This is a genomic window from Allobosea psychrotolerans (assembly GCF_002917105.1).
Classification (GTDB): domain Bacteria; phylum Pseudomonadota; class Alphaproteobacteria; order Rhizobiales; family Beijerinckiaceae; genus Allobosea; species Allobosea psychrotolerans.
Genome location: NZ_PQFZ01000002.1, coordinates 461887 through 474170, shown reverse-complemented (window position 1 = coordinate 474170; position 12284 = coordinate 461887). Strand labels below are relative to the sequence as shown.

The window sequence follows — 12284 nt, the reverse complement described above, 5'->3', positions numbered from 1 at the left end:
CTTGCCGTAAATAGGTAAATATGGCCTCAGCAAAAGTAAAAATGCTGAGGATTACATGCTTAATACGCCGGTAGAGGTCAATAAACGCGGCTATTGCGTGCCGTCATCCCCTAAGGTCGTGATCTGCTATGATGGAATGGACCCGTCATATCTTGCGGATGCGGCGATAAGGGGTATTTCTCCGCGCCTTTCCGCCATGGCGGCGCACGGCCTCTATGCCAGCGCGCATTCGGCCATGCCGAGCTTCACCAATCCCAACAATGTCTCGATCGTCTGCGGTGCGCCACCCAGCGTCCATGGGGTCTCCGGCAATTACTGGTATGACCGCGCGACCGGCCTTGAGGTCATGATGACCGATGCCGGGCCGCTGCGCGCGCCGACGATCCTCGCCAGCCTCGCCCAGATAGGCGTGAAGGTCGCTGCCGTCACGGCCAAGGACAAGCTGCGCAAGGCGCTTGCCGTCGGATTGGCGGGCGAGGGCCGCCAGGGCATCGCCTTCTCCGCCGAGAAAGCCGCCTCCTGCACCGTCGCGGAGCACGGCATTTCAGGGGAGGAAGCACAGGCCGGACAGCCTGTTCCAGACCAGTATTCGCCCGAGCTTTCGCTGTTCGTGCTCGATGCCGGCCTGCGCCTGCTCCAAAGCGGCCGTGCGCAAGTTCTTTATCTGTCGCTGTCGGATTTCGTGCAGCACGCCCATGCGCCGGGCGCGCCGGAGTCGGACGCCTTCATCCGCGCCGTCGATGCGCGCGTCGGGGCGTTTCTCGACGCCGGCGCGACGGTCGGCATCGTCGCCGATCACGGCATGACGGATCTCTCGCTCGCCGACGGCTCCCCGAACATCCTCTATCTCGGCGACTGCCTGGACGCCCGCTATGGCGTGGGCGCGACGCGCGTGATCTGCCCGATCACCGATCCGTTCGTGCGCCATCACGGTGCGCTCGGCGGTTTCGTGCGCGTCCATATTCTGGGCGATCAAGACCATGACGAGGTCCGCGGCTTCCTGGGCCGGCTGCCCGGCGTCCAGCTCGCGCTCCTGCGCGAGGAGATGTGCCGCCGCTTCGACCAGCCGATCGAACGGGAAGGGGACGTCGCGATCATCGCCAGCAAAGGCGTTGCTCTGGGCACCCATGACGGCGCCCATGCGCTGGGCGAACTGGCCGGTACGCGGCTGCGCTCGCATGGCAGCCTGGCCGAGCGGGACGTGCCCTTCCTGGTCTCGCATCCGCTGAACACGGCCTATCGGCGCAAGGCCGCGACGCAGCAGCTCCATAACTACGACATCTTCGATTTCGTGCTGAACGGCGCGTGCCGCGAGGAGGTTTGAGCCATGACGAAGCAACGCCGTGCTGTTCTCCTCATGCTCGACGGGCTGCGCCGGGACTTCGTCACGCCAGCGCTGATGCCTCGGCTCGCTGCCTTCCGGGAGCGGGCGAACTGGTGCGAGCAACACCGTTCGGTCTTTCCATCCGTGACACGTGTCGTTTCGTCGAGCGTTGCGACGGGCTGCTGGCCCGCCCGGCATGGGCTGGCCGGCAACACGATTGCGATGGTGGAGCATGGTGCGCTTGCCCTCTTCGACGCCGGCAAGCCGGAGTTCATCGCCGAGAAGCAGCGCCTGACCGGTGCGGCGCTGGCTATGCCGACGCTCGCAGAGCGCCTCGCCCTGACGGGTGGCGTCGTGATCTACAACAATGTCTCGCCCGGGGCTGCCTATCTGCATGATCCGCTCGGCCACGGCCATGTCTATCACCGTGCCGGCAGCCTCGGGCCGGGCCGGGAGCCGATGACCGGCGAGCGGGCCTTGACGATCGCTGGCGATCTCGACGGCGATGCCGCTCTCGTCGCTCGTTTCGTGACTGAAGCGATCGAGGTCGGTGCTCCCGCATTGGCGCTCGCCTGGCTGGGGCATCCCGACACGACCCAGCATGACTGCCCACTCGGCTCGCCGCCGCATCACGAGGCTCTGCGCCGGGCCGATGCCCATGCCGGCGCGGTCATTGCTGCCGTCGCTGCCGCCCGGTTGCGAGGTGAAGAGATCCTGCTCCTCGTCGGCTCGGACCATGGCCACCAGACCGTCACCGGCGTCGTCGACATCGTGGCCGAGCTGGTCACTGCCGGCCTCAAGGCCGCGCCGGACTCGGCCGATGTCGTGGTCGCTCCGAACGGTACCGCGGCGCTGATCTATGTCGATCCGGAGCATCATGACCGGATCGAGGGGCTCGGCCGCTTCCTGGCCGATCGCCCCTGGGTCGGCCGCCTGATCACGCCGGATGATTTCGAGGCGTTCGGCGTGCCGGCCGGCGGACATCTCGCTTTCGCCGTAGCCATGGCCGCCGATGACGAGGCGGTCAATGAATATGGCGTTCCAGGCCTCAGCCTGGCGGCCAAACCTGCGGGCGGCAAGCCTGACCGGCTCGGCTGCGGCCAGCATGGTGGGCTTGGGCGCTACGAGCAATCGCCGGTCCTGATGCTGGACGGCCCCGGTTTTGAAGCCGGCGCCGTGATCGCCGAGACAACCTCCGCGATCGACCTCGCTCCGACGCTTCTCGCCTTTCTCGGACATGACACGGACGGCCTGGACGGCCGGCCGCTGCAGACACGCCTCTGACCCCTGCAATGACGATCGGACACGCAGCCATGACCAGCTTCACCAATGATCGCGGTCTCGACCGCCGCAGCTTCCTTGCCCGGGCCGCCGGCCTCGCCGGCGCCCTTGCCGTCCTGCCTGTCGAGGCTTTCGGCCAGGCCGCCCGCAAGGGCGTGCTCAAATACGCCACGCTCGGCCTCGACACCTCCGACCCGCACCGCCACACCGGCAGCATCGCCGTGCAGCAATGCTATGCCGAGGCGCTGACCTCGATCGCGGCTGACGGATCGGTCGAGCCGTTCCTGGCCGAGAGCTTCGAGATGACGCCGGACGGGCTGACCTATCGCTTCAAGGTCAGGCCGAATGTGAAATTCCACAATGGCGAGGTGATGAGTGCCGCCGACGTTGCCGCCAATTTCGAGCGGGTCAAGACGAAGGTGAAGGGCGGCTGGCTCGTCTCGGCGATGAAGCGCGTCGTGAAGCTCGAAACGCCGGATGCGACCACGCTTGCCGTCACCCTGCAGGAACCCTACTCGCCCTTCCTCAACCTGCTCTCGGAACTCTGGATCCTGTCGCCGAAATCCGAGGGCTGGGAGGAGACGATCAAGACGCCGATCGGCACCGGCCCCTTCACCTTCGGAACCTGGCAGCCCAAGGTGAAACTGCTCGCCCCCGCCTTCGCCGACTACTGGAAAAGCGGTGCGCCGCATCTGGAAGCGATCGAGTTCGACCTGCGCGACGGCATCGACAAGAGCCTCGCGCTGCGCGCCGGCGACGTGCACATCATCAGTGCCGAGCGCGAAGCGGCGGAAGGCCTGGAGAAAGCCGGCGTCGCGACCATCTCGGGCCTGAAAGATTCGACCTGGTACTTCGTCGCCTTCAACAACAGGAAGCCGCGCAAGCCCTTCGACGATGTGCGCGTGCGCAAGGCGTTGACGCTGGCCGTCGACAAGGCCGCTTTCATGAACTTCGTCGGCGGCGACAAGGGCATCGTCACCAATCAGATCGTTACGCCCGGGAATGTCTATTTCGACAAGGCGAGCCATGACGCCGATGCGTTCCGCAAGCTCGATCTCGACCAGGCCAGGAAGCTGCTCGCTGATGCCGGCGTGAAGCCGGCCGAGCATGTGATCGAGTTCGTTTCCTGGCAGGAACCCTATGCGCAGGTCGTCGTGCAGATGGTGCGCAAGCTCGGCTTCAAGGTGAACCATGTCGCGCTCGACGACATCGCCGCGCAGAAGCGCCTCGGCCAATACGACTGGGACATGAACGCGATGGCGTCGGGGCCGCGCTCCGACATCTTCCTGCGCTATGTCCGCCTGATGAGCGACGGACCCAATCCCGTTCTTTGGGGCGGTATCCAGGATCCCGACCTCGACAAGCTGATCGACGAGGCCGTCAAGGAGCCCGACGCCGCCGACCGCAAGGCGACCTATCTCAAGGCCTCCCAGCGCATCATCGAGAAGGGCTATTTCTACGTACTCGGCCATGCGCCGAGCCTGATTGCGATCCGCAAGGGCGTGAAGGGGTACGACCCAGGCTTCACCTGGGCTTGCCACTGGGCGAGCGGTGGCGTCGCACACACCACGATCGACGCCTGACCGGACAGGAGGGGCTCGCCATGGCGATCCAGGCTTCAGCACAGGAGGCCGGCCTCAGCCGAACTCCTTCCCGGCGTCGTCGTTGGCCGGCTGGCCTCGTCCTCTCCTGCGCCATCGTGCTGCTGGTGGTCGCGGCCGGCCTCGCTGCGCCCTGGCTGACGGAGAATTCTCCGCTCGACCAGGACCTGCTGCAGATCAACAAGGGGCCGAGCGCGGATTTCCCGCTCGGTACCGACCATCTCGGCCGCGATGTCTTCGCGCGGCTGCTCTACGGGGCACGCTCGACATTCGGCATTTCCCTGGCGGGCACGGCGATCGCCTTCGCCATCGGCGCCGGGCTGGGCCTGCTTGCGCTGACGTTCGGGCGTTGGCCGGCTGCTGTCCTGTTCTCACTGATCGATCTCGTGCGCGCGCTTCCGGGCACGCTGCTTGCCCTGCTGCTGATCGTCGGCCTGGGCAGCGGCCCCGGGCCGCTGATCCTCGCGCTCGGGATCTCTTTTGCGCCGCTCGTCGCCTATGTGACGCGCGCGGCCTATAAGCGCGAGGTGGCGCGGGACTATGTCCAGGCGGCGGCGAGCTTCTGCGGCGGCAGGCTGCATATCCTGCGTCGTCACATCCTGCCCAATATCGCCGGCACCCTGGTGACCCAGGCTACGATCATTTTGCCGCGCTGCATCGTCACGGAGTCGGTGTTGAGCTTTCTCGGCGTCGGCTCCTCGCCGGACGCGCCGACCTGGGGCCGGATGATTGCGGATTCGAGCCGTTTCGTCGAACGCGCCCCACACGCAATCGCGGTGCCGCTCGTGGCGCTGGTGCTGTTGACGCTCAGCCTCTCCGTCGTCGGCAACCATCTGCGACGCTGGCTCGATCCTGTCCGCGCCGAAGCCCCGGGCCTTGGCGGGGACGATGAGGCGCAGCCCGCCGCTCCAGCCCAGCCGCCGCTCGCGATCGCCTAGCGCAATGTCCGATCCGATTGGATCGTTAGATTACTCTATGCTTTTGTTTTAACACAATATTTTCACGCGGATCGGTATCCGCTTCGCTCGAAAACGCTCCAGGATGCATCATCATGGCACGCATCGTCGCCGTCCTATTCAGCCTGCTGCGAGGCCTCCTCCAGGCTTGCTTCATCGTCATGCTGACTTTCTTTCTCTGCCGCGTCATGCCGGGTGACGTCGTCGACGTGCTCGGCCTGGAAGGGGGGCTGACCGCCGACCAGCAGGTGGAGATGCGTCGCAACCTCGGGCTCGACCAGCCCTTGCCGCAACAGTTCGCAGACTGGGTCGGCCATGCGTTGAGCGGCGATTTCGGCCGTTCGATCCGCTTCGATCGACCCGTCGGAGACATGCTCGGGACGGCACTGCCGGTCACGGCGCGGCTTGCTGCGCTCAGCTTCTGCTTCGGCGTCTCGCTGGCCCTGCTGCTCGCGATCGCAGCGACCGCAAGACCCTCGCGCTGGCTCGATGCGGTGATCGACTTCGTCAACACCTGGTCGATCGCCGTGCCGACCTTCTGCGCCGGCGTCGCGGCGATCCTCGTCTTCTCGATCTGGCTTGGCTGGTTGCCCGTCATCGGGGGGCTGCTGATACCGGTGCTCGTGATCGGCCTCGACAATGCGGGCCAGATCGTCAAATCGCTGCGCGAGGAGCTGCGCGAGGCGGTGATGCTGCCGCATGTGCGCACGGCCCGCGCCAAGGGCCTGTCACCCTGGCGCATCGCCTTCGCTCATGTTCTGCCGGCGGCGATGCCCATCATGCTTGCCTTGTCGGGCCTCGTTCTGGGGGGCTGGTTGCCGGCTCGTTGACGATGGAGGTGCTGTTCGGACTGCCGGGTCTCGGCAGCCTGACGCTCAATGCGATCCATGGCCGCGACTATCCGATCATCCTTGCCGCCGTCACCCTGATCGCGGTCGCCCTCGTCGCCATCAACACGATGGTCGACATGCTCCATCGCCTGATCGATCCGAGGCTTGCCTGATGCGCCCGATCCTCGACATCACCGATCTCGACATCACCATCGCCGGCAGGCGCGTGGTGCGCGAGCTCTGCTTCGCGATCGCGCCGGGCGAGACGATGGCGCTGATTGGAGAATCGGGCTCCGGCAAGTCCATGACGGCGGCCGCCATCATGGGGCTTCTGCCGCCCGGCGCCGTCATCGCCGACCATGCGCGCCTGCGTTTCGACGGTGAGTTGCTCAAACCAGACGATGACGTGGCGATGCGCCCCTTGCGTGGCCGCGCCATGAGCATGGTTTTCCAGGATCCCATGAGCAGCCTCAATCCCTTCATGACGGTCGCGGGGCAGATTGACGAGGCGCTATGCCGGCTTGGCATGGGCGATGGCCGGCAGCGCGGTGCGCGCCGTCTCGAACTGCTCTCCATGGTCGAGCTGCCCGATCCGGCCGAGATTGCGCGGCGCTATCCGCACGAGCTGTCCGGCGGTCAGCAGCAGCGCGTCATGCTGGCCATGGCGCTGGCCGCCGAACCGCGCCTGCTGATTGCCGACGAACCGACGAGTGCGCTCGACGCCACCGTCCAGGCCGAAATCCTGACGCTTCTGAGAAATCTGCAGCGCAAGCTCGGCAACGCGCTGCTGTTCATCACCCATGATCTGGCGGCCGCGGCGGAGCTCGCGCACCGCATCGTCGTGATGCAGGCGGGCCGAGCCGTGGAGCGCGGACCGACCGCGGTCATCCTCCGTGATCCGCAGGAGGACTACACGCGCAAGCTCGTCTCGACGCGTCGCATGCTCGCCACGCCGCCGCAGGCGTCGCCCGTGGCGCATGCGGTGGAGCCCGTGCTGCGCATCGAGGGGCTCGTCCACGACTATCCCGCCAGGCGCCTCTTCAGCCGGCCCTTCCGCTCGCTGCACGGGGTCTCGCTGACGATCGGACCGGGCGAAACGCTCGGCATTCTCGGCGAATCCGGCTCTGGCAAGTCGACCTTGGCGCGGCTCGCCATCGGTCTTGCCCGAGCTGGGGGCGGGGAGATTTCGCTCTTCGGCACACCGATCGCGCGGCTGGAGCGGCTCGGCCGCGCCCTGCGGCGCCGCTGCCAGATCATCTTCCAGAATCCCTATGGCGCGCTCAATCCAAGGCTGACCATCGAAGCTGCAATGCGCGAACCCTTGGAATTGCTCGGCCTCTCAGGTCAGGGCGAGCGAGCCAGGCTCGAAGCCGCATTGGGCGATGTCGGACTCTCTGGCGAGCATCTCGGCCGCTATCCGCACCAATTATCCGGTGGCCAGCGCCAGCGCGTCTGCATCGCGCGGGCGCTTCTATCGGAACCGGACCTCCTGATCTGCGACGAGATCGTCTCGGCCCTGGACGCCACGGTGCAGATGCAGGTCATCGCCATGCTGAAGGTGCTCCAGGCCAAGCGTGGATTTGCGATGATGTTCGTTGGCCACGACATCGAGATCGTGCGCTGGGTCTCTGATCGTATCGCCGTGATGCATCGCGGGCGCATCGTCGAGCAGGGGCCGGCTGCGGCCATCGTCGAGGAACCCACGAACCCCTATACGCAACGGCTGATGGCCGCGATGCCGCAGCCGCACGACATGACGAGCACGATGGCCGGTATCAGTGTCCTCGAGAGTGCTTAGGGCTTTCGAGAAGGCTCATCCGCGCCTCGCTCCCCGCTCGGGGCGCCGCCGTTCTGGCATGCCGTCAGGGGGGAAGCCGCGTGGCATCGTGTCCTTGTCGGTGATCGAAGGCACCTCGCATGCTATGGCTGCGAGCCCGCTTGAGATGCGAGCTTGGATCATGAGGCTCGCATGCGCAAAATTCTGATCATCGGGATCGGGGCAGGCAATCCCGATTATGTCACGGTCCAGGCGATCAAGGCCCTCAACCAGGTCGATGTCTTCTTCATCCCGGACAAGGGAGTAGACAAGACGGCGCTGCAGCGACTGCGCAAGGACATCTGTGAGCGCTTCATCGACGGCTCGGACTATCGCATGGTCCCGGTGCCGATTCCAACGCGCGCCGCTGCAGGACAAGATTACCGCGGCAGTGTCGATCAGTGGCATGCGCAGCTGGCGGATGACTATGAGAGCCTCATCATGGAGGAGCTCGGAGATGGCGAATGCGGGGGCTTTCTCGTCTGGGGCGACCCGACGCTCTATGACAGCACATTGCGGATCATCGAACAGATCCGAGCCGAGGGATGTGCGCTGGAATACGATATCATCCCCGGCGTCAGCAGCGTGCAGGCACTGGCGGCCCGGCATCGCGTCGCGCTCAACCGCATCGGACAACCGGTGCTGATCACGACCGGGCGCAAACTCACTGAGGGGTTTCCCGACAATCTCGACAGCGTCGTCGTCATGCTCGATGGCGACCAGGCCTTCAAGCGCATCGAGGCGGATGATCTCGATATCTACTGGGGCGCCTATCTTGGCACCGAGGATGAGATCCTGGTGGCTGGAAAGCTCTCTGAGGTGATGGGCGATATCGAGCGGATTCGACGGCAAGCCCGCGAGGAGAAGGGCTGGATCATGGATACCTATCTGCTCCGCAAGGGTGGTAAGACCTGATCGGGGCAGTCCCGCCTGAATCAGATCGCGGCCGCGACATCCGATTGTCGGAGGCGGATGGAAGGCCCAGGCTCAGATGCCCCTCGGCATGTCGCGCTCTGCCTTCTATCTGAACGCGCAGCCGATTCGGGCGTTGCGCCGCCTATCCAGTCAGAAGCTACACTGCAGATGCCGTTTTCGATCCAGACCATGCTGAGCTCACAGCAGCCATTCGTGCTGCTGGAGGACCGCCTCGCCGGATCGGCCCCGGCGCGGCTCTATCGCGATCCGGTCGAGATCGTCTCCTGTGTTCATGGCGACGACGTTCCGGCCGCGTTGCGTAGGATCGAGGGCGGCCTGGCGCGTGGGCTGCATGCCGCGGGCTTCCTGGGCTACGAGCTGGGCTACGCCTTTGAGCCCCGGCTCATGGCGGCGATGCCCTTGAACCGTGCATTGCCCCTGCTGTGGTTAGGGCTGTTCCGGGAGCCGCTGGAGGTCGCGCCGGTTGAACTCGACCGGCACTTCGCGGCTCTGGCTCCGCCGCGGCCGCTCGGCCTGGTTCAACCGCGACTCGAGGCTTCCGCGCATGCCGCCAAGGTCGCGCGCGTGCTCGACTATCTGCATGCCGGCGACGCCTACCAGATCAATCTGACCTTCCCGGTCGACTTCCGCTACGATGGCGATCCGCTCGCGCTCTATGCCGCATTACGGGCGAGCCAGCCGGTTTCGCATGGCGGGATCATCGCCTTCGAAGGCGCCACGATCCTGTCGGTCTCGCCGGAGCTCTTCCTCGAGGTCAAGTCCGGTCGGGCGACGACGCGCCCGATGAAGGGAACAGCATCGCGTCTCGGCGATCCCGAGGCCGATCGGGTCGCTATGGCGGCGCTACAGGCCGATCCGAAGCAACGCGCCGAAAATCTCATGATCGTCGACCTGCTGCGCAACGATCTGGGCCGGATCAGCGTGCTGGGCTCGGTCGAGGTGCCGAGCCTCTTCAGGGTTGAGACCTACCCCACATTCCACACGCTGACATCGACCGTGACATCCAATTTGCAGCCCGGGCTTTCGCTCAAGGAGCTCATGCGGGCGGCCTTCCCGTGCGGCTCGATCACCGGTGCGCCCAAGCTGCGGGCGATGCAGATCATCCGTGAGATCGAGGATGGGCCGCGGGATGTCTATACCGGAGCGATCGGCGCAATCGCTCCGAACGGCGATCTGCGTTTCAACGTTGCCATTCGCACTGCGGCGATCTTTCCCGATGGGGCAGGGCGCTATGGTATCGGAGGTGGCATCGTGGCGGATTCGGAGGCCGCGAGCGAATACGCCGAAGCCTTGCTCAAGGCCCGTGTCCTGACCGATCTCGCCGAGGATTACGGGCTTGTCGAAACATTGCGCTGGTCACGGGAAACGGGCTTCGCACGCCTGCAGTTGCATCTCGACCGCCTCGCCCGCTCGGCAAGCGCGCTTGGCTTCAGTTTCGACCGTTGCGATGTGCAAGCCAGGCTTGACGGCTTGGCGACAACTTTCGACAGGCGGGACGACCGGCGCATCCGCCTCGAACTGCGCCGCGATGGGGTTCTCGATCTCGCCGCACCGGTGTTGGCGGAGGAGCCGGAGCGACTGCTCAGCGTCATCGTCGCAGCCGACAGGACCGATGCCGCAGATCCATTCCTTCAGCACAAGACGACGCGCCGCCGGCTCTATGAGACCGCCTATGCGGCGGCGCTCATGCAGGGAGCCGATGAGGCGATCTTCGTGAATCGAGCCGGTTTCGTGACGGAATCGGCGCGTAGCACCATCTTCGTCGAGCGGGGAGGGATCCTGCTGACGCCGCCGCTGACCGATGGCGTCCTGCCGGGCGTGCTGCGCCAAAGCCTGATCGGAAGCGGTGAAGCCATCGAGCAACAACTTGTGCTTGATGATCTCGCACGCGCGGAGCGCTGGTTCCTGGGCAATAGCCTGCGCGGATTGAGACGGGCTCAACTCGGGAACCTATAGCGACACTTTGGGAATATTCCTGATTGATCCAGGTCAATCCCGATTGGTTCATTTCCAGTAGAGTTCACAAGGCCAGCTGGAAGCTGGCCTTGTGGTGATGCAATGACCATCAGATCAGTATCTGGACTGGCCTCTCGGCTGCGTCGTCTTTTCAGAGCGCGCAGTGGTTCCTCTCAGGGCAATCCCTCGATCAGTGACGATTTGGACGAGCGTCCACCCATTGCCGCCTGGCTGCGATTCCGCGGCGGGCTTGCTCTGCTCCGCGAGATCGTATTCGCAGAAAGCGGACAAGCTAGAAAAAGCCGCCTTGCCAACAAGGAGAAATAATAGGCGGATTTCGTTGCGCCCGATTGCGTCAGATCAAGGATTCAAGCCAGTTTTGGGCAAAGATGATGCGCTGAAATAGTCCCGTTCCGACACGAGGCGCAGAGATGAGCCACATCGCAGTCTATCCTCGAACAACCTCATTCTCGATTGAAACGCGATCTCGGCCCCGGCCAGCGAAAATGCGCGCCGCTGTCTTCATTGCTCCCGGAAGGATTGTCCTCGAAGACAAGCCAGTGCCCGATATCGGCCCCTTCGACGCCCTGCTGCGTATCACAACGACGACGATCTGCGGCACGGACGTTCATATCCTCAAGGGCGAATATCCGGTCGCGAGGGGCCTGACGATCGGCCATGAGCCGGTCGGAATCATCGAGAAGCTCGGCTCCGCCGTGCGGGGTTTCAAGGAGGGGCAGCGCGTCATTGCCGGCGCGATCACGCCCTCTGGCTACAGCACGGCCTGCCTTTGCGGCTGCCACTCGCAGGATGGGCCAGGCGAGCGGCACGGCTTCAAAGCCATGGGCGGCTGGCGTTTCGGCAACACGATCGACGGCGCTCAGGCCGATTTTCTGCTCGTTCCCGATGCGATGACCAATCTCGCGCCGGTGCCTTCGGGCCTGAGTGACGAGCAGGTCCTGATGTGTCCCGACATCATGTCGACAGGCTTCTCGGGAGCGGAGAAGGGGGGCGTCAGGATCGGCGACTGTGTCGCGGTGTTCGCGCAGGGGCCGATCGGACTCTGCGCGACTGCGGGTGCGCGGCTGATGGGGGCGACGCGCATCATCGCAGTTGAAAGTATCCCCGCGCGGCAGGCAATGGCGCGCCGCCTCGGCGCCGATGTGGTTGTCGACTTTTCCAAAGGCGATCCCGTCGCCGAGATCATGCGCCTGACCGATGGGCGAGGCGTCGATGTTGCGATCGAGGCGCTGGGACGTCAGGAGACGTTCGAGGCCGCCTTGCGCGTGTTGCGCCCGGGCGGGACGCTGTCTTCGCTCGGCGTCTATTCGACCGACCTCACCATTCCTCTTGGAGCTTTCGCGGCCGGCCTCGGCGATCACCGGATCGTCACGACGCTGTGTCCGGGCGGCAAGGAGCGGATGCGGCGCCTGATGGAGGTGGTCGCCACGGAACGGATAGATCTCGGCGGGCTCGTAACCCACCGGTTTCCGCTGGAGCGGATCGTCGACGCCTATGAGCTTTTCGCCGCCCAGCGTGACGGCGTCCTGAAGGTCGCGATCACGCCTTGAGGGGGGCTGGCCC

The 12284-nt window shown here is 65.1% G+C and carries 8 protein-coding genes and 1 pseudogene; all 9 read left to right on the top strand.

The window, feature by feature from the left end; genetic code table 11:
- The first annotated feature begins 55 nt into the window (after window positions 1-55).
- Window positions 56-1324 (top strand): phosphonoacetate hydrolase, encoded by a 1269-nt coding sequence (phnA, locus tag CYD53_RS05270; RefSeq protein WP_103717033.1) that lies wholly within the window; start codon window positions 56-58, stop codon window positions 1322-1324.
- Between the two features lie 3 nt (window positions 1325-1327).
- Window positions 1328-2608 carry an alkaline phosphatase family protein gene (locus tag CYD53_RS05265; protein WP_103717032.1) on the top strand — a complete coding sequence of 427 codons (1281 nt, stop codon included), beginning with the start codon at window positions 1328-1330 and terminating at the stop codon, window positions 2606-2608.
- A gap of 29 nt (window positions 2609-2637) precedes the next feature.
- Window positions 2638-4188 carry an ABC transporter substrate-binding protein gene (locus CYD53_RS05260; protein ID WP_103717134.1) on the top strand — a complete coding sequence of 517 codons (1551 nt, stop codon included), beginning with the start codon at window positions 2638-2640 and terminating at the stop codon, window positions 4186-4188.
- A gap of 20 nt (window positions 4189-4208) precedes the next feature.
- On the top strand, window positions 4209-5144 hold the full coding sequence (locus CYD53_RS05255; RefSeq protein WP_103717031.1) for an ABC transporter permease: 936 nt from the start codon (window positions 4209-4211) through the stop codon (window positions 5142-5144).
- 113 nt (window positions 5145-5257) lie between these two features.
- Window positions 5258-6165 (top strand): annotated as a pseudogene (locus tag CYD53_RS05250) (ABC transporter permease).
- Complete coding sequence (locus CYD53_RS05245) at window positions 6165-7790, top strand: dipeptide ABC transporter ATP-binding protein (protein WP_210202283.1); 1626 nt, start codon at window positions 6165-6167, stop codon at window positions 7788-7790. Before CYD53_RS05250 ends, CYD53_RS05245 begins: the two are co-directional and overlap by 1 nt.
- A gap of 171 nt (window positions 7791-7961) precedes the next feature.
- A complete protein-coding gene (gene cobF, locus CYD53_RS05240) occupies window positions 7962-8723 on the top strand; it encodes a precorrin-6A synthase (deacetylating) (protein ID WP_103717029.1) in 762 nt (253 codons plus the stop codon).
- Between the two features lie 168 nt (window positions 8724-8891).
- Window positions 8892-10700, top strand: a complete 1809-nt coding sequence (gene pabB, locus CYD53_RS05235; protein ID WP_181011720.1) for an aminodeoxychorismate synthase component I — start codon at window positions 8892-8894, stop codon at window positions 10698-10700.
- A 506-nt stretch (window positions 10701-11206) separates the two neighbouring features.
- Window positions 11207-12271 carry an NAD(P)-dependent alcohol dehydrogenase gene (locus CYD53_RS05230; RefSeq protein ID WP_210202282.1) on the top strand — a complete coding sequence of 355 codons (1065 nt, stop codon included), beginning with the start codon at window positions 11207-11209 and terminating at the stop codon, window positions 12269-12271.
- The last annotated feature ends 13 nt before the right edge of the window (window positions 12272-12284 follow it).

Excerpts from the sequence above, each read along its gene's own strand:
- CYD53_RS05230 (WP_210202282.1), top strand. The coding sequence starts at position 11,207 with ATGCGCGCCGCTGTCTTCATTGCTCCCGGAAGGATTGTCCTCGAAGAC.
- CYD53_RS05245 (WP_210202283.1), top strand. The coding sequence starts at position 6,165 with ATGCGCCCGATCCTCGACATCACCGATCTCGACATCACCATCGCCGGC.
- CYD53_RS05265 (WP_103717032.1), top strand. The coding sequence starts at position 1,328 with ATGACGAAGCAACGCCGTGCTGTTCTCCTCATGCTCGACGGGCTGCGC.
- cobF (WP_103717029.1), top strand. The coding sequence starts at position 7,962 with ATGCGCAAAATTCTGATCATCGGGATCGGGGCAGGCAATCCCGATTAT.
- CYD53_RS05255 (WP_103717031.1), top strand. The coding sequence starts at position 4,209 with ATGGCGATCCAGGCTTCAGCACAGGAGGCCGGCCTCAGCCGAACTCCT.
- CYD53_RS05260 (WP_103717134.1), top strand. The coding sequence starts at position 2,638 with ATGACCAGCTTCACCAATGATCGCGGTCTCGACCGCCGCAGCTTCCTT.
- phnA (WP_103717033.1), top strand. The coding sequence starts at position 56 with ATGCTTAATACGCCGGTAGAGGTCAATAAACGCGGCTATTGCGTGCCG.
- pabB (WP_181011720.1), top strand. The coding sequence starts at position 8,892 with ATGCCGTTTTCGATCCAGACCATGCTGAGCTCACAGCAGCCATTCGTG.